At 41.1% G+C, this 20,266-nt stretch carries 17 protein-coding genes and 3 tRNA genes; 16 read left to right on the plus strand and 4 right to left on the minus strand.

All coding sequences use genetic code 11. The features are described from left to right. Positions 1-5: 5 nt before the first annotated feature. Positions 6-1,367 carry a PAS domain-containing protein gene (locus PSU78_RS13890; protein ID WP_300389005.1) on the minus strand — a complete coding sequence of 454 codons (1,362 nt, stop codon included), beginning with the start codon at positions 1,365-1,367 and terminating at the stop codon, positions 6-8. A 66-nt stretch (positions 1,368-1,433) separates the two neighbouring features. Here PSU78_RS13890 and PSU78_RS13895 point away from each other — a divergent pair, with 66 nt between their 5' ends. From PSU78_RS13895 to PSU78_RS13920, 6 genes are all read left to right on the plus strand, one after another. Next, on the plus strand, positions 1,434-3,263 hold the full coding sequence (locus tag PSU78_RS13895) for a histidine kinase (protein WP_300389006.1): 1,830 nt from the start codon (positions 1,434-1,436) through the stop codon (positions 3,261-3,263). A gap of 86 nt (positions 3,264-3,349) precedes the next feature. Then, positions 3,350-3,988 carry a two-component system response regulator NarL gene (gene narL / locus PSU78_RS13900; protein ID WP_013148084.1) on the plus strand — a complete coding sequence of 213 codons (639 nt, stop codon included), beginning with the start codon at positions 3,350-3,352 and terminating at the stop codon, positions 3,986-3,988. Between the two features lie 25 nt (positions 3,989-4,013). Next, positions 4,014-4,427 (plus strand): nuclear transport factor 2 family protein, encoded by a 414-nt coding sequence (locus PSU78_RS13905; protein ID WP_300389007.1) that lies wholly within the window; start codon positions 4,014-4,016, stop codon positions 4,425-4,427. Positions 4,428-4,565: 138 nt separating this feature from the next. Further along, on the plus strand, positions 4,566-5,327 hold the full coding sequence (locus PSU78_RS13910) for an S-methyl-5'-thioinosine phosphorylase (protein ID WP_300389008.1): 762 nt from the start codon (positions 4,566-4,568) through the stop codon (positions 5,325-5,327). A gap of 21 nt (positions 5,328-5,348) precedes the next feature. After that, entirely contained in the window at positions 5,349-5,897 is a 549-nt protein-coding gene (def, locus tag PSU78_RS13915) for a peptide deformylase (RefSeq protein ID WP_300389009.1), read from the plus strand. Between the two features lie 63 nt (positions 5,898-5,960). After that, positions 5,961-6,050: transfer RNA gene (locus PSU78_RS13920), tRNA-Ser, on the plus strand. Positions 6,051-6,698: 648 nt separating this feature from the next. On the opposite strand, the gene PSU78_RS13925 is transcribed toward PSU78_RS13920, so the two are convergent. The 3 genes from PSU78_RS13925 to queF form a co-directional block, all read right to left on the minus strand. Continuing rightward, positions 6,699-6,774 (minus strand) — tRNA-Glu (locus PSU78_RS13925). An 88-nt stretch (positions 6,775-6,862) separates the two neighbouring features. Continuing rightward, positions 6,863-6,938, minus strand: a tRNA-Ala gene (locus PSU78_RS13930). Between the two features lie 152 nt (positions 6,939-7,090). Continuing rightward, positions 7,091-7,537, minus strand: coding sequence for a preQ(1) synthase (gene queF / locus PSU78_RS13935; protein ID WP_300389011.1), 447 nt, complete (start codon positions 7,535-7,537; stop codon positions 7,091-7,093). Between the two features lie 92 nt (positions 7,538-7,629). Here queF and smc point away from each other — a divergent pair, with 92 nt between their 5' ends. The 10 genes from smc to PSU78_RS13985 all read left to right on the plus strand — a co-directional run bounded on the left by smc (position 7,630) and on the right by PSU78_RS13985 (position 20,256). Next, a complete protein-coding gene (smc, locus tag PSU78_RS13940; protein ID WP_300389013.1) occupies positions 7,630-11,181 on the plus strand; it encodes a chromosome segregation protein SMC in 3,552 nt (1,183 codons plus the stop codon). 69 nt (positions 11,182-11,250) lie between these two features. Then, the gene (locus PSU78_RS13945; protein WP_300389015.1) at positions 11,251-12,756 is read left to right on the plus strand and encodes a cell division protein ZipA C-terminal FtsZ-binding domain-containing protein; all 1,506 of its coding nucleotides are present in this window, start codon (positions 11,251-11,253) and stop codon (positions 12,754-12,756) included. Positions 12,757-12,821: 65 nt separating this feature from the next. Further along, on the plus strand, positions 12,822-14,870 hold the full coding sequence (gene ligA, locus PSU78_RS13950; RefSeq protein WP_300389017.1) for an NAD-dependent DNA ligase LigA: 2,049 nt from the start codon (positions 12,822-12,824) through the stop codon (positions 14,868-14,870). Between the two features lie 8 nt (positions 14,871-14,878). Beyond that, the gene (gene cysQ / locus PSU78_RS13955) at positions 14,879-15,697 is read left to right on the plus strand and encodes a 3'(2'),5'-bisphosphate nucleotidase CysQ (protein WP_300389019.1); all 819 of its coding nucleotides are present in this window, start codon (positions 14,879-14,881) and stop codon (positions 15,695-15,697) included. A 52-nt stretch (positions 15,698-15,749) separates the two neighbouring features. Next, a complete protein-coding gene (locus PSU78_RS13960) occupies positions 15,750-16,652 on the plus strand; it encodes a lipopolysaccharide assembly protein LapB (RefSeq protein WP_300389021.1) in 903 nt (300 codons plus the stop codon). Between the two features lie 120 nt (positions 16,653-16,772). Continuing rightward, on the plus strand, positions 16,773-17,819 hold the full coding sequence (msrP, locus tag PSU78_RS13965) for a protein-methionine-sulfoxide reductase catalytic subunit MsrP (protein ID WP_300389023.1): 1,047 nt from the start codon (positions 16,773-16,775) through the stop codon (positions 17,817-17,819). Between the two features lie 10 nt (positions 17,820-17,829). Further along, entirely contained in the window at positions 17,830-18,477 is a 648-nt protein-coding gene (locus tag PSU78_RS13970; RefSeq protein WP_300389025.1) for a sulfite oxidase heme-binding subunit YedZ, read from the plus strand. 79 nt (positions 18,478-18,556) lie between these two features. Further along, positions 18,557-19,075, plus strand: coding sequence for a DoxX family protein (locus PSU78_RS13975; RefSeq protein ID WP_300389026.1), 519 nt, complete (start codon positions 18,557-18,559; stop codon positions 19,073-19,075). 361 nt (positions 19,076-19,436) lie between these two features. After that, complete coding sequence (locus PSU78_RS13980) at positions 19,437-19,724, plus strand: hypothetical protein (protein WP_300389028.1); 288 nt, start codon at positions 19,437-19,439, stop codon at positions 19,722-19,724. A 175-nt stretch (positions 19,725-19,899) separates the two neighbouring features. Beyond that, on the plus strand, positions 19,900-20,256 hold the full coding sequence (locus PSU78_RS13985; protein WP_300389030.1) for a VC1465 family Xer recombination activation factor: 357 nt from the start codon (positions 19,900-19,902) through the stop codon (positions 20,254-20,256). The last annotated feature ends 10 nt before the right edge of the window (positions 20,257-20,266 follow it).

The following is a 20,266-nucleotide window of genomic DNA, read 5'->3' on the forward strand; positions in this document are numbered from 1 at the left end:
AACTTTTAATTAAGTAGCGATTTCACTTTATATTGTTGCTCTGGAATTTCGGTAATAAAACCTTCCAGAGCTAACAGTTCACCTGTACTAGAGAAGATGCCTCGACCGTACTCTTGCACGACTTTGGTTTCACCTTTACGGGTGACAATACGGTAAATGAGTTTAAATTTTTCACTTAGTCCGAGTTGCTGATTCACTGATTCCCATACTTCAGCCCTATCATCTGGGTGAATGATTAAGTTGAAATTAAGATTATTGCCATTAAGAAAATCTTGAGGGTCATAACCAGTAAGGTCTATACAACCGTCGCTGACATATTCAAATGTCCAAAAACGGTCGTTTCGACCCCGATAGACTAAGGCTGGAATATGACTTAATAAAGAGTTAGATGCTCGACGACTCGCTAATATGCTTGCTTCAGCCTCTTTATTGTTTTGGATGTTTGTCATGGTGCCTATTACGCTAGTTCTTTCACCAGCAGACGAGGACGTGGCTTTTGCGCGCATGACAATCCAGTTTGGGTAGCCATGTACTGAGAGAAGGCGCGCTTCCAGTGTGCAGTTGGGCCTTTTTCCTTGTGTTAAGGAATTTAGTCTGGCCTCTAGCATAGGTCTGTCTTCGGGATGGAAAAAGTCCAAAAGTGACTTATTTAGACAGTCATGAACTTTGAGCTCGAGTAAATTTTCCCATGCTGGATTAAGGAAAATTATTTTACCTTCCGCACTAATTTGAAAAACGATTTCCTCTAATCTATCGATAATGAGATGGTAATTAAATTGGGATTCAAAATCGTTTGTTAATGGGCTGGTGGCAGAAATTGGTGTGAATTGAAAGAGAGTAAGGCTGTTTTGACCATCTTCACGCATACGGGTGAGGCTGGCATTTGAAGGTAAGGTTGTGCCGTCGGCGCAAATTAATCGAATTTTTGTTGGGTCATTGTTAGTTTTACCTGTTGTAGCCTCAGCATTGAGGTTAGCAAAGCTTTGATGGTCTGTAGGATGTATCAAGTTGGTAAAGGGCATGCCGATAATTTGATCCGCCATATCGGCCATACCTAGCATTTGGAGAAATGGTGTATTGATGAATTTTACGACATAGCCATCCAGCATGGCAGCTGGTGAAGATAGGGTACTTGAAACCTCACGTCCCCAAGCTGCTTCTTGATTCAGATTTTGATTGATACGTGATTTCTTCGAAGTGAATAAGGGCTGAATAACTATAACAAGTGCAGCAGAAAATATAGCAACGGCCGTTGAAATTAACATGACAACATGTAGTAAAAAAGGTCCTTGAATGTTGTACCATGAACCAAGTATCACAAAGAAAATAATGCCAATGATTAGCGTAGAAAAAATAAATATACTCATTACGTTATGCCCAATTTTGAAGCTTTAATATGACAGTATTAGAGTATAAAAAGAACCAGAGTAAATATGCAAAATATTTTGAATATTCTTAGATTAATTCGCAAATCTTTAATCAAACATAAGCTTTATGCGAATTTACATGCATTAGTTGTTTCTATGGTCTTGGCGGTTTTATTGATGCAAGCGGGATCGTTGTTTTTGTTTGACTATATTCCAGATCATCTTTCCGTCATTCATCGCGCCTATCAGGATCAATCAACATGGAAACTAGGTGTAAGCCAACTCGAAAGCAACTTTAATCAAAAGGAAGAAATTTTTAATCGATTAAATGAGAGTCAAAGTGAATTTGAAGATGTTTTATATTCATGGGCTAAAAATCAAAAAGATACAAAGTTAGATATTGCATACAAAAAACTATTATCAGCGCGAAGAGATTTTGCAAATACAAGAGTACATGGAGATGAAAAAGACATATTGATTGATAAAGGGCAGGGCGTTATTAAGGCTTACGACGACTTTGTTGCTGCTGCGGAAAAAGATATTGTCATCAAGCAATCTTTAGTTTCATTACTTCAATTAGTTTGCTTAATACTGGTGTTTTGCATAGGCGCTTGCATTATGTTGATGTCATGGAATATTCTGGTCAATCGACTCGGCAAAATAATTGCTTCTGTGCCCAATGGTTTAATTTTAAGTGAGGGTAATAAGCAATTTGATGATGAGTTTGAGTTACTTGAAAGGCTGACTGCTGAAATGGCTGCCCGCCTTGAGGGTATACAGGTTGAAACTAAGTGGATCAATAAAACCAGCACTGAAAAAATGCGGAAAATGATTCTTTCACAGGATTTCTTGTTAAAACTCACTAAATTGATTGGAAACTCTGGATTAAGCGAGCTCACAATTAAAAAGACACTTTATTCACTTGAGCGTACTTTAGGTGTGAGTAATGCAGCATTGGTTTTTAGTGAAAAAGGATCGAGAATCTCCGCGCAGCGCGCGCTATTCTCTAGCTATTGGCCACTGACTTTTGATGAGAGCATGTTTGATGAAAGTAATAATCAAATTTTGGTCAATCACGAAACCAAGTTAATTAAAGGTGAGTGTGTGCAATGCGTCACGATTCCTCTGCCAAGCCCTAATGGTTGGTTGGGGATATTATTATTAGAAACAGAAGCAAATCATTATTTTGAAGATACAGAATTACAATTATTTGAAGTGACCGCTCAGATGTTGGCTTTATCTATGGGATTCCAAGCCAAAGAGCAGGAAAGTCGGCGTGTGGCATTATTAGAAGAACGCGCAGTGATTGCTAGAGAGCTGCATGACTCACTTGCACAATCATTGTCATATATGAAGTTTCAAATTGCACGTTTGCAGACTAATTTTAGCGCGCAATTGATTGAATCTGGCGCAGAAACTATCGTGAATGACATGCGTGAAGGCTTAGATAATGCCTATCGGGAATTGCGCGAGTTACTGACTACATTTAGAGTGCAGATGGATGTTCGTGGGCTTGATCATGTGCTGGAAGAAGCGATTGAAGAGTTTTCCCAACGATCGAGCTTGAATATTACGCTTGATAATCGTTTGCAAGAATGTCGACTGAGCGTCAATGAAGAGTTTCATTTACTGCATGTGGTACGAGAGGCATTATCAAACATTGTGCGACATTCAGGTGCAGAAAAAGTCACCATTGCACTCGTTTTACAGTCTTCCGGGGACGTGATAGTAACCATTGATGATGATGGTAACGGCGTAGCGTTTGACAAGACTAAACCGCATCACTACGGCCTGGCGATTATGACGGAACGTGCACATTGCCTAGGTGGGAAAATTGACATTCTCCCCAGGCGCCTTGGTGGGACGCGTGTCAGGCTGTTATTTCATCCAAAATAGCTATAAACACTGTGGATTAGTAATTAATTAAGGCGTAAATAAAAATGAATTTAGACAAAAGTGAACATAAATAAGTGGAGAGCAATATGACCAAACCTACATCTGTCATCATTATCGATGATCACGCCTTGTTCCGTCGGGGCGTCAGTCAAATGATCTCGGCAGATCCAGCGTTCGTTGTCATTGGCGAGGCTGCTTCTGGTGCTGAGGGTTTGTTATTGGCAGAGCAGTTGAAGCCAGATTTAGCGTTGATTGATTTAAACATGAAGGGCATGAATGGTATCGAAACGCTCTCACGTATTAAAGAGGCGAAGCTAGAGTCAAAATGTATTGTGCTAACTGTATCAGATGCTGAGGCGGATTTACTTGAAGCTTTGCGTGCAGGTGCTGATGGCTATCTATTAAAAGATATGGAACCAGAAGACCTTTGTGATAATTTAAAAAAGGCAATGTCAGGCGTTACCGTTTTACATGAGAGCCTCACAGAAATTCTTAAAAACGCGCTAATTAGCCCGTCTTTAAGTCGAAGCGAGGAAGAAGTTTCATTGACTGAGCGTGAAAGAGAAATACTCGAGTGTTTGGCAAATGGCTTGAACAATAAGACTATTGCACGTTCTTTGGGCATCAGTGACACAACCGTTAAAGTACACATCAAACATTTGCTGAGTAAGCTAAAGTTAACCAGTCGGCTAGAAGCAGCCGTTTGGGCACATAGAAAAAAATAGACCAAGTCGGCTGGACGTTAATCAATTGAAAAATCTAGATCCCCAACACGAAATTTGCAAGGCAAGAAGACGTTATAACCACGCTATTTTGCATCGAGATGTAGATGCAATTTGTAGGTTCTTTGCCCCAGACTATTTTGTGATGACAGGACGAGGTGTTCAGTCAAGAGGAATACAAGAACAGCATCGGCGCTGGTCAGAATCATTTAATTCTGACCCTATTGTTTGTTATAGAAGACGAACAACAGGTTTAAGTGTTCGTAAGCAATTTGCATGTGCTGAAGAGCTTGGAAGCTGGGTGGGAAAATACTCTCTAAATCAAAGAGTTGTTTTGGTGGGTGGAGTTTATTCAGCAAAATGGCAAATGCAGCAGAATGGAGAATGGTTAATTCAAGCGGAAGTTTTCACTACTTTAAAATCGTTTACCGTTAAGGCTTAACGTTTTAATCATATATTTTTAATTGTAATTAACTATCCTCGCTGAAGTTATATAAGGTAATTGAAAGCCTCTCGGACTTGCCAACCAACGTTTTCTCATGCCATAGTGGTAAATATACACATAGATAGGTTGTAAGTAATGTTAGCAATTATTGGCGGTACAGGTTTAACTCAGTTAGATAATTTAGAAATCACAAGACGTTTGATTGTACGCACACCCTATGGCGAGCCTTCACAGCCACTCATATTTGGCAAAATTGAAGGTCGTGAAGTGGTGTTTTTAGCGCGCCATGGTAACGGACACACCATTCCTCCGCATGAAGTTAATTATCGGGCGAATATTTCAGCACTACATTTACAGGGTGTTACTGAAATTGCCGCTGTAGCCACGGTGGGCGGTATTCATAAAGACTTAGCGCCAGGTGTTATTGCAATGCCCCACCAAATTATTGACTATACGCATGGCAGAAAAAATACATATTTTGATGGTATTGATTTGCCAGTCAAACATATTGATTTTACAGAGCCGTATTGTCCAGACTTGCGTTCAAAATGGGAGCAAGCAGCCAAGACGATTGGCGAGCCTTTAGTCACCACTGGTGTGTATGCAGCCATGCAAGGCCCGAGGCTGGAAACTGCTGCTGAAATCAATCGACTTGAGCGCGACGGCGCCACAATGGTCGGTATGACGGGCATGCCAGAAGCTGCCCTCTCTCGAGAGCTAGGCATCAGCTATGCAGCCATTTGTCCTGTAGCTAACCACGCAGCAGGGCGTGGCGATAGTCTGCACGGTATTCAATACGAAGAGTTAGTTGAGAATTTAAATCAAACCATGGTGCGAGTGCGTAACATTATTGCGCAGCTAGTTAAACAAAACGGGTTTAATCACAATAAGAGTTAAACAAAAGGATAGTTAAACAAGATGGCAGTTAAACCAGTGTTACGCATGGGTGAACCGTGTTTGCTACTTAAAGCAGCTCCAGTTGAAAAATTTGATACGCCTGAGCTACATAGTTTGATTCAAGATTTAGAAGATACCATGCAGGCAATGAGTGGCGCGGGCATTGCCGCACCGCAAATTGGCGAAAGCTTACGTGTAGTTATTTTTGGCCAAAAATCTACTGATGAAAGTAAAAATTCACGTTACCCAGACGCTGATGCAGTGCCATACACCGTACTCATTAATCCCGTGATTACACCAATAAGTGACGATGTGGAAGATGGTTGGGAAGGGTGCTTGTCAGTGCCAGGCATGCGAGGCATAGTGCCACGCTATCTACGCTTACATTACGCAGGCTTCGATCAATACGGAAATCCTATTGATCGATTAGTAAGCGGGTTTCATGCGCGCGTAGTGCAACACGAATGTGACCACTTGGATGGCGTACTATATCCAATGCGCATTAAAAATCTAAAAGATTTTGGCTATACGGAAGTGTTTTTCCTTGGACAAAATATTATTGACGATTGAGGCTTCCATATTACAAATTCTTTGCTATAATCCTGCTTTCGCTGAAATTGATGCGGAAATGAAGGAAGAGTGGCAGAGCGGTTTAATGCTACAGTCTTGAAAACTGTCGTGGGTGCGAGCCCACCGTGAGTTCGAATCTCACCTCTTCCGCCAAGCACACTAAACCCAGTATTTTATAACCAAATCAATAGGTTATAAAATACTGGGTTTTTCCATTTCACACGCGTGTATAGATGCCTACATCTACTATTACATCCTTTCTATAGATGCTCTAAACTATAACGATGTCTATCAGCGCGAGGAAAGCCCCATCATTATTACCCGCCACGCAAAACTATATGCTGCGATTTTTTCTGAACTACTCACTATGCGAAATAAACAACAGATTTTTGTGGTTTTGCCGCTTCGTAGAAAGGCTAGGACACTACTCCTGCAATCGAGGAATCAGCACTGCATTAATTTGAGTGGCCTATCTTATTTATGCCAGTGATTTTTTCTGCAGAACAAGATAATCCGCGCACTGTGATCATCGGTTGCTGGAAGTTTCTGGATTTGGCATTGACCAATTAACCAAGTCTAACTTCATGTAATATTAAAGCCGAATTTAGGAAGAGTAACTTCAAGGTTGGGAGGTTGTGTGGCAATAAATCCCTATGGAGTTTGCCTACGAAAGTAGGAGGTACCATTGAATAATGCTAGATGTGTTTGTGTAGGCAGGTTTATATCTAAAGTGCAGGACTTTGAAGATTAACTTATAGATTTACGTGTGATTTTTTGCGAATCAACCACTTAATGTTGTATTGGCGTCCCCACGGGGATTCGAACCCCGGTCGCCTCCGTGAAAGGGAGGTGTCCTAGGCCTCTAGACGATGGGGACCTAAGAATTTCTGTACCGTATTACAAGTGCAACATCATACTACAAAACACATAATTATCTAAGCAGAATTTTAGTAATTTTTGCATTTTGGTGGAGATAAGCGGGATCGAACCGCTGACCTCTTGCATGCCATGCAAGCGCTCTCCCAGCTGAGCTATACCCCCAAATCTACATCCATTTCGCTGTTGATTTACTTGCGTCATCAGCGAGGCGCCATATTAATGATGGTGTGAACTATTGTCAATGACTTTCACCAGCATTTTTGAATTGTTGCGAATTTATTTCACAGTTACATTTAAAAACTAGTACTTTAAAACTAGCCGCGAATATTCGATTGACTCTCAAATTGGGTGAGTTCAACACGAGGTAGTGGTTGCCAACCAGTTTTGCGATGCTCAGCAACTACATTGGTAAATACTCCGCCTCGCACATAGAACTTTGCAGTGACACGCATGAATTTTGGTTGAGTGGCTGCAACTAGGTCATCTAATATCATATTGGTCACGGCTTCATGAAAACAGCCTTCATCACGGAAAGACCACATATATAGCTTTAAGCTTTTTAATTCAACGCAGGTTTGGTCTGGTATGTAGTCTAAATAAATAACGGCAAAATCTGGTTGACCTGTTTTTGGACAAAGACAAGTGAACTCTGGAATTTCCATATGGATATGAAAGTCACGCGCCTGATTTGGATTTTCAAACGTTTCTAATGTTTTAGTGGGTTGTGCGGTTGGTTTGCCGCCGATTGATTGTGTAGTCATATGGTGTTTTTGGGGTGTTTTTGCTTAAAAAAAGTTATTATACTAGCTTATAAAATTCTACAAAAATTTAGCTTAACTAATTTCTATTCAATTTGCGTTTAACTCACTTAAAACTGGCTGGCTTTAAATCGTTTGTTGACCCAACAACGTTGCATATCCATGGTCAGCGCGTGGGCGTAGTTGGGCCTAATGGTTGCGGTAAGTCTAACGTGATGGAGTCTGTGCGTTGGGTACTAGGTGAGTCTTCAGCTAAAGAAATGCGTGGCGACAGCATGGATGCCGTTATTTTTAACGGGTCTGGTAATCGTAAACCAATTTCACGCGCCAGCGTGGAGCTAATATTTGATAACAGCTTGGGCGGTGCGACGGGCGAATGGAGCCAGTACGCGGAGATTTCCGTTAAGCGCGTGATTGAGCGTGATAAAGGTTCCACTTACTATATTAATAATACTGTTGTGCGCCGTCGCGATGTGGCTGATTTATTTTTAGGTACAGGTTTGGGTGGTCGAGCTTACGCCATTATTGGTCAAAATACGATTAATCGTATTGTTGAAGCTAAGCCAGAAGAGTTGCGTATTTTCTTAGAGGAAGCAGCTGGTATTAGTAAATATAAGGAACGCCGTCGCGAAACCGAGCTACGTTTGCGTGACACGCGCGAGAATCTCACTAGAGTGGAAGATATTCTGCGTGAGTTGGATAAGCAAATAGCACGCTTGCAGTCTCAGGCAGTTGTTGCAACGGAATATCATCGTTTACAAGCAGCTTTAACTATTACTAAAGGTCAGGTATGGCTGCTTAAAAAACGTGACGCCAGCGCACAATGGGAGAAAGCTCAGCGTCAGGTAGAAAAGCTAGTGAATGAGCTTGAAGCGCAAATGGCTAGCTTGAGAAGCAATGAAAGTGCGTTGGAAATAGCTAGGCAGCAAAATTTTACTGCAACTGAGGCCGTTAATCAGGCACAGGCTAAGTATTATGAAGCGAATGCAGAGGTTTCGAATCTTGAAAATCAAGTGAAAAATACCGCTGATGCACGTGAGCGCATGCAGTTACAGTTACAGCAAATCAATACTCAATTAGAGAAAAACATCACGCAGCGAAGTAATTTCCAAGAAAATTTATTAAGCGCTAATAATGAATTGCAATTAGCGAATACAGATTTTTCAGCGGCTGAATTAGTAGTAAAAGAAGCGCGTGAGGCTGTTCCAGCTTTATCTGAGCTCTATCAACAAGCATTGACGACCTTTAACGCTAGCCAAACAGCACTAACTCACGCTGAGCAGCGCTTAAAATTAGAGCAGGCTAATATTGGGCATATTGCGCGCACCGTAACCGAAACAAACGGGCAGTTGCAGCGCTTGCAGCAGAGTTTGAATAGCATTCAATTTCCTTCGGATGAAGTGTTAGTGGAGAAAGAATCGCAACTGGCTAAAGCTGAAGCCGAGATTGCTAGCTTAGAAAAGCATGCGGCTGATGTATTACAAAATGAGCAATCGCTTAATCTATCACTTAAAGCAAGTCGAGATGCTCATTTAGCGCAACAGCGAGAGTTAAATTTATTAGAAGCTGAGATAGGTTCTTTAAATAAAATTCAGCAAACTATGCGTAATGGTAATAATGAGGCAGCGCTATCAAGCTGGCTAAAAAATGCTGGGCTAGATAATAATGCGCGTATTTGGCAAAAAATTAGTATTAAGTCAGGCTGGGAAACCGCTCTGGAGTCGGCTTTGGGCGCAAGGTTAAATGCGCTTACTGCTTCTGAAGTTAATATGGCTACTAAGCTACCAGTGAATAGACCACCTAGTGCGCTAAGTTTAGCTATCACGTCTGATTTAGTCACTGCGGGCAATGTTGCCGCTAACCTGCACCAAACTACACTATATTCATTGATAGAAAGAATTACACCAGACTTGCAAGCCGTGCTGCAAGATTGGCTGGCAGATGCATATGTGCTTGAGGATGGGGTGGATATTAATGTTTCGCGTAAAACCTTGGCTTACGGTGAGTACTTGGTGAACAAACAAGGTGACATATATACCACGCAAAGTGTGAGCTACTTTGGCGCACAATCTATGTTGCACGGTGTGCTGGAAAGACAGGCTCAACTTGATGCACTGGTAAAAAGGTTGCCAGATTTACAAGGGAATTTAGTGCTTGCTGGTAATCAAGTCAGTGAACTGGAGCAGCAATTGCAAACCTTGCGCCATGAACATCAAACACGCAACTTGCAATTAAAAACAGTGACGCAGCAGGCGCATCAATTAAGCTTGGCGCTACAACAGCTCAAACAACAGCAATCGAATGCTTTGCAGCGAGAAAAAACCTTGCTAGCAGATAACGCATTGGCGAATGAGAAATTACTTAAACTTAAAACAGAAACCACATTGAAAGAGCAGTTAGTGGCTGAGATTTCACATGGCCTTCAACAGTTACAGCATGAAAAAGACTTAGCTGATAAAAATAGGCAGCAAGCAGAGTTGGCATTTAATGAAGCACGAAATCAATTGCAAGTGTTGGAGCGTTCGCATCAAGAAAAGTCTTTTAATATTAAATTAAATAATAATAATATCAATGAATTAAATAATAAAATTAATTATTTACTTGAGGAAAATTCAAGTCTTAAATTACGCTGCAATGAAGTAGAAACAACATTAGCCGCCACCAAAATGGAAGCATTAAAAGCTAATTTAGAAACCGCGATTAACAATAAACAACAGCAAGAGCTCACTTTGACCAATGCACGGAACCAAATGAGTGATTGTGAACAGGCTTTGCAACAGCAAGAGCGCATGCGCATGCAGAACGAACAATTGTTGCATCCATTGCGAGATAAGCGGGAAGCAAGTCGGCTAAGCGAGCAAGAAGCACGTTTGTATTTTGAACAATGTCAGGCTGAGTTATCAGCATCGCAATTGAGCGAAACTGAACTCACTGAGCATCTAACGGCAAATGGTGGTGAGAATAAGCTCAAAGTGATTGATTTAGAAAGCAAACGCGATAGACTCTCTCTTGATATAGAAGAGTTAGGCGCGGTAAATCTAGCGGCTATTCAAGAACTAGAAACCGAACAAACACGTAAACAATATTTGGATAGTCAATGTAAAGACTTAACCGATGCTAGCGAAACATTAGAAGAGGCTATTCGCAAGATAGACAAAGAAACTAGAGGGCGCTTGCAAGCCACGTTTGATGAAGCTAACCGCCACTTTATGGAGTTGTTCACTACCTTGTTTGGTGGTGGGCAAGCTAGATTAGAGCTGTTAGGTGAAGAGATATTAGATACAGGCATGCAGGTTTTTGCACAACCACCTGGTAAGAAAAACAGCACGATACATTTGTTATCTGGCGGGGAAAAAGCACTTACCGCATTAGCTTTGGTATTTGCTTTGTTTAGATTAAATCCAGCACCATTTTGCTTGATGGATGAGGTGGATGCGCCTTTGGATGACAGCAATACTGAGCGTTTTTGCACAATGGTGAAAAAAATGTCTGAGAAAACACAATTTTTATACGTAAGTCATAATAAAATAACCATGGAAATGGCGCAGCAATTGATAGGTGTTACTATGCAAGAGTCTGGTGTTTCACGTATTGTGGATGTGGATATGGAAGCTGCAGTTCGTATGATCGAAGAAGCCGTAGTTTAATAAAGTTATCGTTTTAAAAGCGTTATGGAAAGCAATGATGATGAGAGCAATTTTGAAAGTTAAATGTAAATGAGTGAATTACAAATAGCCTTAATCGCCATAGGTGCGCTGATTATTCTAGCAGTGCTTATTATTAATTGGTGGCAGGAAAAACGATTTCACAATCAAGTGGAAAAGAGCTTTTCACCCTTGCAAAGAGATGCTTTGTTAGATGACAACAATGAAGATGATTTAGACAATACCAATTTTGAGCCTAGTGCTCATGAACCAAATTTTGATGTGCGCAGTTTAAATGAACCAAAATTTCACACTAATGCATTTGATAACTCTTCAAGCAATACTCTAGATAATAGGGCTAATAGCCACTTCTCTATCGATGAAGCCACTACAGTTGGCAAGCCGCAATTACAAACAAACGATGAAGAGTCTGATAGATTTGTAGAGTTACCAAATGAAAATGCAGCAGAACTGCTGATGCAAGAAGAAGAGTCAATTGATGATACTTATAGTGAGCTCATCAATTCAAAGTTGGATAGGCTAGTTTCACAAGATTATCATCAACAAGCGCAATTAGCAGAGGTTGAGAGTGCTCGAATTAGTGACTCCAAAGCTGTGTTTAACCAAACGTTAACGCATCAAGAACCAATCGAAAATCCAGTTGAAAAAAATCAACAAGCAAAAAATCCTTTACCAATAGAAACTTCATTCAGTTTGCCAGAAATGCTACATGGGCAAATGGATTTAACGGCTTTATTATATTTGTCTACAGATACGCCTGTTAGTACATTAAATCAGGCTTTGACTTCATTATTTGATCACTTTGATAAACCAATTTTTGTGCATGTTTTAGACGCCAACAAACAATGGCATTTATTAAAAGAAATGCAATCTAATCAAGAAGCTTTGAACAGACTGGTTTCAAAAGTAGCCTGTAGCATGCAGCTTGCCGACCGCGGTGGAGCCGTGGATCGTAGCACTTTAAATCGCTTTCAATTAGCGGTTGAAACGTTGGGTTTAGATATTAATGGTCATGTAGAGTGGCAAAATGCAGGAGATGCTCTCAATACGGCAAATTCTTTAGATTTATTTTGTATAGAAGTAGATAAAACGATTGGTTTTCATCTAGTGCATGGTGATAGTGGTGCATTTACTGGCACCAAGTTACGTGGCTTGGCTGAGGCGCAAGGTTTGACACTTGCATCAGATGGCGCATTTAAATACTTTGATCAATCATCTGATGAACTCGCTAACAAGCAACCTCCATCTTTTGTGATGTTTAATCGTGAAGACCATCCGTTTAGCCCAGAAATGCTCAGGTCATCCGTGGTAAAAGGCATTACTTTTCAATTAGATATTCCACATGTTAAACAGTCAGCTGAAACCTTCAACCAGATGGTACAAGTGGCGCGACAAATGGAAATAGGCCTAAACGCAACATTGGTAGATAGTAACAATAAATTGTTGGGTGATATTCAAGTTGAGAAGATTCGCCAGCAGATTAAGGTGTTGCAAGCCACCATGTTGGTACGTGGTATCGTCCCAGGCTCAGATAGCGCGCATAGATTATTCTCTTAACGCGTTACGTCTTTAATCTTTGTAATTAACTTTAAATATTTTGGTCATCACATGTTAGACAGCCTATGTTAGATCCCATGGCGCAGCCAGACCTATTTGCAAGTTCAGGGCAGTCTGATTTGCCATTACGCTGCCAACAATTACGGCAACTGATAGCCCAATATGACCACGAATACTATGTATTGGATGCTCCATCTGTTCCTGATAGCGAATACGACCGTGTCTACCGCGAGTTGCAGTGTATAGAACAAGAGCACCCGGATTTAATTACAATAGACTCACCAACGCAACGTGTAAGCGGTTCCGCAGCCAATGCCTTTAATAGCATTACGCACAGGCAAGCCATGCTGTCACTCAATAATGCGTTTGAAGAAAGTGAATTAGAAGCATTTGATAAGCGCATCCGCGAAGCATTAGGGCAAGCGCAAGTTGAATATGCAGTTGAGCCAAAGTTTGACGGCTTAGCTATTACATTAACTTATGAAAATGGCATCTTTACACAAGGCGCAACCCGTGGCGATGGCTATACTGGTGAAGATGTCACCCATAATTTACGCACACTGCATTCAATCCCAATGCGGCTTAATTGTGCGCAAGCGCCTAAATTACTAGAGGTGCGTGGTGAAGTGTTGATGTTTAAGAGCGACTTTGAAAACTTAAATCAAGCGCAGTTGGCCAAAGGTGAAAAGTTGTTTGCCAACCCTCGAAATGCCGCAGCTGGCAGTTTGCGCCAATTAGATGCAAAGATCACCGCAACACGCCCACTAAGTTTTTTTGCTTACGGCTTAGGTGTGGCAGACGGAGTTCCAGCCTTAAGTAGCCATAGCATGGCGATGGATTATCTAGCGAGTTTGTATTTTCCTGTTAGCGAAGTGCGGCAATTGGTGATGGGAGTATCTGGTTTACGTGGTTATTATCAAAAGATTGGGCAGCTACGTGATAAATTACCCTTTGATATTGATGGCGTAGTCTATAAAGTCAATCAATTCAATCAGCAAAATGAACTTGGTTTTGTTTCGCGCGCGCCACGCTGGGCTATTGCACATAAGTTTCCTGCGCAAGAGGCATTAACCATTGTTGAAGATATTAATGTGCAAGTAGGTCGTACTGGCGCTATTACGCCCGTGGCAAGGTTAGCGCCAGTGTTTGTTGGCGGGGTAACTGTTACCAATGCTACATTGCATAACGAAGATGAAGTACGACGTAAAGATGTGCATATTGGCGATACCGTCAGCGTGCGCAGGGCAGGGGATGTTATTCCAGAAGTGGTTAGTGTAGTACTGGAAAGGCGTCCTGTGGATGCGCGCCGATTTGAAATGCCTTTAGTTTGCCCAGAATGCGGCTCGCATATTTTAAAGCAAGCGGATGAAGCTGTGGCGCGTTGTACGGGTGGATTATTCTGTCCCGCACAACGTAAACAAGCGATTACGCATTTTGCATCACGGCGTGCAATGGACATTGAAGGTCTGGGCGAGAAGTTGGTTGATCAGCTAGTCGAAGCGAGTTTAGTGCATACTCTGGCTGATATTTATCAACTAAATTTAGAGTCATTAAGCAACTTAGATCGTATGGCGACTAAATCTGCGCAAAATATATTAGATGCGCTGGATCACAGTAAAACAACCACGTTAGCACGCTTTATCTATGCGCTTGGTATGCGCAACGTTGGCGAAGCAACTGCTAAAGACTTGGCCAAACACTTTGGTAATTTATCTGCGCTAATGCAAGCTGACACTACGGCGTTACTAGCGGTAAATGATGTTGGGCCAGTGGTAGCTGAATCTATTAGCAACTTTCTTGGTGAACAGCATAATCAGGACGTTATTCAAGCACTTCAGCTAGCGGGTATCACATGGCCTGAAACCGAAGGCAAGCAGTTGGCTACAGGACATTTGCTTGGTAAGACATTTGTGCTCACTGGCACCTTACCCACTTTATCGCGAGATGACGCTAAGGAGATGATTGAGGCGAAGGGCGGTAAGGTAAGTGGTAGCGTGTCTAAAAAAACAGACTTTGTCATTGCAGGCAGCGATGCAGGCAGTAAGCTAGATAAAGCGCAGGAGCTTAGCTTAGTCATACTCGATGAGGCTGGTTTGCTGGCTCTGCTGGCTTAAGGTTTTTAATGAGTTATCACCAATATCTTGAGCAAGTCATCATTATCGCCAAAGCTGCTGGCGACGCCATCATGCAAGTATATTCAACCGACTTTAATGTTGTGAAAAAAGAGGACAGCTCACCGCTTACTCAGGCTGATTTGGCCGCACACCAAGTGATTGTTCAGGCATTAAGCAAACTCACGCCAGATATTGCTATCCTTTCTGAAGAGTCTGATAGCATAGGTTTTGAAACCCGTAGCCAATGGCAACAATACTGGCTGATAGACCCATTAGATGGCACGCGTGAGTTCGTTAAAAGGAATGGTGAGTTTACAGTTAACATTGCTTTAATCAATCAGCATCAGCCTGTACTTGGTGTCGTATATGCGCCAGTGACCGGTTTATTGTATTACGCCAGTCATGGTTACGGCGCTTATAAACAACTGAATGTAAACGACTCTAAAAATAGTCCTCAAAAGATTCATACACGCGACTTAGATCTAAAACGGCCAACTGTGGCTGGTAGTCGCTCTCACTCCAATGAGAAAATGCAGCAATTCATGCGTCACTTAGAAAGTGCTGCTGGTTCGACACCTGAACTAATCAGCATGGGTAGCTCTCTAAAAATCTGCTTGGTGGCAGAAGGTTTGGCGGACGTCTACCCAAGATTGGGCCCTACCTCGGAATGGGATACGGCAGCGGCGCATTGTGTATTGCAAGAAGCAGGCGGCGATATAGTGGATATGTCTAATCAGACATTGCTTTACAACACCAAAGACTCTTTACTGAACCCTAGTTTTTTTGCTAAAAGCGATGAACTTCATGACTGGGCAATCTATTTATAACTGATGTGAAGCTGCTTGATAAAATCTGTATTAATAAGAAAGATAGACAAAAATGAAATTACAAATTACTTTAAGTTCAATTTTTATCATATTGTTTTTAAATAATGTTTATGCGGCTAGTCCTGAAGCTATAGCGTGTAAAACAGCCTTAGATAAAGGGGATGCTGTAGTAGCATTGAAGCAAGCCGAGAAAGCGTTAATCAACAATAATAAAGAGACCGAGGCCTATATTTGCCAAGGGCGCGCCTTGATGGTAACAACTAAATTTGACTCAGCATTATCGTCTTTTAAACAAGCGAATACCCTATCAACTGATGCCTTTGATAAAACCATTGCGACCTTGCTGATGGGCCGTAGTTATCATGCGCTAAAGCAAGATGATTTAGCGATAACGAGTTTTCAGCAAATGCTAGAAAATGCGAAAGCCGCCAATAATCAGGCATTTGAACGCGTGGCGCACAATGAATTGGGAGATGTTTATTTTGAAAGTAAGCAGTATGCTCAAGCTCTACCTGAGTATATGGCAGCAACCAAACTTGCCGCAAATGACAATGAGCGCGGAGAAAGTTACGAAAAAGTAGCATCAACACATCATAAATTGAATCAAAATGATTTGGCTGTTGAATACCAACTCAAAGCCTATTTAATGCATGACACCGCTGGAACTTTAGACCAATACGCCCACTCTAGCGTTGAGCTAGGTCGATATTATGTAGTTACCAAAAACTACCCCAGCGCTGAAAATATATTGAATAAAATCATTAAATTCGCGAAAGAACAAGGTGGGGCGTACTATGAAGCACAAGGCAGCTATGTATTAGCGCAAGTTAAGGCTGCTAAAGGTGATATTGCAACAGCTAAAAGGTTGGTTGAGAACGCAAAATATATTGCTAAAAACACTAACGACAAAGCACTGGATGCGGAGATTGATCAAGAAACTGCTGGTTTGTTTTAATTGTAAGTTTTGAAGTGAAATCAGTTAAATAATTTGTAAGGAAATCTATTTAGGGGCGACTAATAGGCAACAGTAACATCTCATCAATCTTTTTAATTACACCTTTAATTGAGAGCCGCCATGATTATTCAAAGAAAATCTGACATTACTCCATCTGAAATCACGCCTAAATCAGTATTTGATAATCGTCGTGAATTCATACAAAAAGCGGGCTTTGGTTTAATTGCTGGTGCTGCAGTAGGCTTATTAAGCAATCCTATTAAAGCCGCAACAGTAAGCTCAGGAACCACAGAAGGTGCAGGTAGGTTAATAGGGCGTGCCAACGCCCCAGCTATTATTAAACCGTCATCTTTTGGATCTCGTCAAAAAATCTCTGGTTACACCAAAACCGCCTATGGCGAAGGTGAAAAGCTCACCGCTTATGAAGATGTCACAACTTATAATAACTATTACGAATTTGGTACAGATAAAAACGAGCCTGCAATTAATTCAAAATTATTCAAACCCTATCCTTGGACAGTGAGCATTGAAGGCGAAGTTAAAAAAAATAAAACAATAAGCATTGAAGATATTTACAAGCTAGCACCATTAGAAGAGCGCATCTACCGCATGCGTTGTGTAGAAGGTTGGTCTATGGTGATTCCATGGATAGGCTTACCTTTAGCACAATTAATTAAGTGGGCAGAACCAAACTCCAATGCAAAATACGTAGAATTTATCTCTTTAGCAGATAGGCAGCAAATGCCTGGCCAGAATCTGCAAGTACTTGATTGGCCTTATGTAGAAGGCTTACGCATGGATGAAGCGATGAATCCACTTACCATTATGGCAGTCGGCCTATATGGTGAACAATTACCCAATCAAAATGGCGCACCAATGCGCTTAGTCACCCCATGGAAATATGGCTTTAAGGGCGCTAAAGCGATTGTTAAGATTCGTTTCGTTGAAAAAATGCCAGTATCAAGCTGGATGAAAGCAGGGCCAAATGAGTATGGTTTTTATGCCAATGTGAACCCGAATGTTGAGCATCCACGCTGGACGCAGTCCTCTGAAAAACGGATTGGCGGCGGCTTGTTTGCTGGACGCATTAAAACACAGATGTTTAATGGATATACGGAGCAAGTAGGGCAGATGTACGCGGGTATGGATTTACGTAAATACTTTTAAGGTAAACATCATGCTAGCTTTTCTAAAAAACAACCCTACTAAAAAACAAATAACATGGATTAAGATTTTTGTATTTGTCGTATGTCTTATTCCATTAGTGCGTTTAGTTTGGCTCGGTATTGCGGATAATTTAAGCGCTAATCCAATCGAGTTTATCGAGCGCTCAACTGGTTTTTGGGCGCTATTTATTTTGTTGGCGACGCTTACATTAACACCAGTTCGCCTGCTCACAGGACGTGCGTGGCAAATACAAATGCGGCGCATGTTAGGTTTGTTTATGTTTTTTTATGTGTGCTTACATATAGTTACTTATGTATGGCTGGACTTTGCATTCGACTGGTTAGACATAACGAAAGACATTTCCAAGCATCCTCGCATTCTCGTTGGCTTTGCAGCATTCATTTTAAGTGTGCCATTAGCCTTAACATCTACTAATAACATGATGAAACGCTTACGTGAGCGCTGGAAACAACTGCATCAATTGGTCTATTTAATAGCAATCTTAGCGATAGTACATTTCTGGTGGCTAGTTAAGAAAGATATTCGAGAACCACTTCTATATGCTTGTATATTAATGATTTTATTTGGAATTAGAATCTATTATAAATATATAAAAGCTGCCAAAGTAAACAGCAAGGTTCAAATAAATAGCCTTTAGTTTTAATTTTTTGTAAGTCATTTTGGTTTACCACGACTAATGTTTGTAGAAACAAATAAACATTAAAAAGGGACTTAAAATGACTACAACAAACTTAATCACCAGCGGTTTAAATCTATTTAAAGCTTGTATCAACCAACTAAATAGCCTATCAGAAAGTGTACCCCAATTATTTTTAAGATTGTTATTGGCTTGGGAGTTTGGCGAATCAGGCTTTGAAAAACTACATGGTACAAATTGGTTTGCAGACTTAACTTTTCCATTCCCATTCAATCTTTTACCGCCAGATATAAGTTGGGGAATATCAACGTTTTTCGAGATCACAGGCGCGTTTGCATTAGCATTTGGCTTTGCTACTAGATTTTTCTCCATCTCATTGATGATACTCACTATGGTTGCAATCTCAGCTGTGCATTGGCCTGAACATGTCAATAGCTTAAGCGAGCTACTTAAAGGTTATAGAATTGTTGACGAAGATGGTGATGGTTTTGGTAACTACAAATTACCGCTCATTTATCTAGTCATGTTTTTGCCTTTACTATTTGGCGGCGCAGGTAAATTGAGTGTAGATCATCTAATTAAGAATAAATTTAATTAGATGTGAGAGGTCAGTCACTACAGCTGTAGTGACTGATATTTATGTAAAATATGTATATTGTATAATTTTACATAATATACATTATACGAAGTCGTAAAAGGCTTTTTAAGAAGGTTAATAAGACAGTTAAAACGACAAAAATGTCGCTTACTTTACGTGTAACTGGACACGTAAAGTCACTGAGAGCTAGCGTAGACATTGGTTAACAATTAAAAATTAGTGTGATTGTTTTTTATTTATCGGGCGCTGCGCGCTCCTAAAAATAAAACCCTCTCACACTTTTTTTGAGTAGTAGCAGGAAAAATTTTCCGCAGGTTGTATTTGTGATTAAACGCAATTTTACAACCTTAGGAGATTTAACATGCGTTACAAAAAAAATGAGGCACCCGACTCTGAAAAAGTCGCCTTGACCATGACTATGGGACAAGTCCGATTTCTAAACAGAATGGTTGGAATGGCTTTGCATGACATTGAAGAATTCGGGGAAGATGAATTCAATAAAGCCAAACCGCTACAGAAGCTCACAGACCTGTTTTCTGCAATAGTTGATATAGAGATGACAGAAGCTGAACAATTAGACCATACGCAAGCTTGGGTGAAGTCTTACACAAAAGCTGAATATGAGCGTGTTCATGGGGTGAAATTATGATTAAGCCCTATTTCGACGGCATTTCAAAAAACGGGTTACCTCTAAGACAATTCGCTGAACAACTGGGCTTGCCTATAGGCTATGCACAGAAACTTTGCCGTGAAGGTAAGGTTTTTGGCGCTCGTAAGCACCCTCTCACAAAATCATGGTGGATTTACTCACCTGCAAGACTGCTATGCGAACCAAGAAGACTAAGCGCAGGTGGAACGACCCAGAGATATTCTATGTCGCCCGCCGTCGTGCTGGTTTAGATGTAGCGCAGGCAGCTCAAATGTTAAACGTCACAGCTAAAACCTTACGCAACTGGGAGAATGGATCCAGCAGCATTCCGTATGCAGCTTTCAGGCTGATGCGTTTGTTTGGTGGCCACTCACTAGTGCATAAAGCTTGGGAAGGCTGGAGCCTTAACAAAGGCGTGCTATACAGCCCTGTTGGACGTGCATTTGAGCCCTACCAGCTCACCTATTTAAGTAATTATCTATGGATGGTGCGTATTACGGCTATCGTGACCGATCAAAACGGACTATCGTGACCAGTTGCGC

The sequence above is a fragment of the Methylotenera sp. genome (assembly GCF_029945705.1).
GTDB lineage: Bacteria > Pseudomonadota > Gammaproteobacteria > Burkholderiales > Methylophilaceae > Methylotenera.